Annotated in this window: 1 protein-coding gene; it reads right to left on the reverse strand. The window is 54.1% G+C overall.

Features of this window, described 5'->3' with window-relative positions; translation table 11 throughout:
- Nucleotides 1-31: 31 nt before the first annotated feature.
- Nucleotides 32-1,389 (reverse strand): IS3 family transposase gene (locus ACNFCH_RS25810; RefSeq protein WP_416744496.1). Its coding sequence is split into 2 segments (ribosomal slippage): nucleotides 32-894 and nucleotides 894-1,389, totalling 1,359 coding nucleotides; the frame shifts between segments, so codons are not numbered across the junction.
- Nucleotides 1,390-1,454 lie beyond the last annotated feature (65 nt).

Raw genomic sequence — 1,454 nt, forward strand, 5'->3', positions numbered from 1 at the left:
ACCTGGACTGCCCCCCAAAAGTTGGACAATTCTAGCCAGCAACCTGAGTCCTGTATGCGACAGGACTCAGGCCATTGAGCTTCGGTTTGATGCGGGCATGGTTGTAGTAGTGGATGTAGTCATCCAGGCCCGCCTTCAGTTCTTCAACACTCTTAAATTGCTTCTGATAGAAAAATTCGGCCTTGAGTGTGCCGAAGAAGCTTTCCATAGCCGCATTGTCCAGGCAATTGCCCTTGCGAGACATGCTTTGCTTTACGCCTCGCTCCCTGAGCTTGTGTCGGTATTGAGCCTGCTGGTAATGCCACCCTTGGTCAGAGTGGATCATTAGCTTTGGCCTCTCTCCCAAGCGATCAAGTGCCTTGTCCAGCATGTTTCCAACCAAGCTATAACTGGGCCGCCTGGCCGTTTCATAAGCGACGATCTCGCCGTTATACAGATCCATTACGGGCGACAGGTAGAGCTTTTGCTCGGCCACTTTGAATTCAGTAACGTCAGTTACCCACTTCTGATTGGGTCGCTGGGCGATGAAGTTACGCGCCAGCAGATTCGAGGCGATTTTGCCCACGGTTCCTCGATAAGACCGGTATTTCTTGGGACGCACCACAGATCGCAGGCCCATGCCGGCCATCAGTCGTTCGATGACCTTCTTGTTGACCAGCGTCCCCTGGTTTCGGATCGCAAGCGCCACTCGCCGATAGCCATACAGGCCCTTCTCCTGGTGATAAACACACTGCACCAATGCCTTGAGCGCAGCGTGTCTGTCCGGCCTTTGCTGGCTTTTGATCTGGTAATAGAACGTGCTGCGTGCCAGCCCAACCAGACGCAAAAGATCAGGCAACGGGAATCGGTGCTTGAGTTTGTTGACGATCAGGACTTTTTCGCCCGTCGTCGCTCTTCTTCCTCGCGCAGGGCTTTCCGCTCCTTTAGGACAGCGTTCTCCATACGAAGATATTCGAGCTCAGCCATCAACTGCTCCCGAGATTTCGCGGCGTCATTGGTATCGCTGGGCTTGGCGGGCTTGATTCGCTTGGTCACGTTGGTGGCTTTTCTCTGTTGGATGGCAGTAGTGACGACAGGACTGCCACTGTAGTACTGCCGCTGCCAGATGCCTATCTGGGAGGACTGTCCTAAACCAAAATGAGCAGCAGTTTGGCGCAGCGAGAGCCGATGTTCGTGCATATGCATCACGACTTGGCGCTTGAAATCATGGCTATACCGCAGCCCATGTGGCCGTGGACTTAAGCTGGCATTGGCTTGGTAACTTGCCACCCACCGCCTTAGCAGGCTGACATCGAGACCGAAATATCGAGCCACCTTTCGTAGGCCATTGCTGCCTTGTAGGTAAGCGCTGATCGCGGAAAGCTTGAATTGCTCTGTGTACTTGCCCATGAATCCCCCAAGGGTTGGATTGGTGTCCAACTTCTTGGGGGCAGTCCAACCTGTGGGAGCGGGTT

The sequence above is a fragment of the Pseudomonas sp. NY15354 genome (genome assembly GCF_048068075.1).
In the GTDB taxonomy this organism is placed as follows: Bacteria; Pseudomonadota; Gammaproteobacteria; order Pseudomonadales; family Pseudomonadaceae; genus Aquipseudomonas; species Aquipseudomonas guariconensis_C.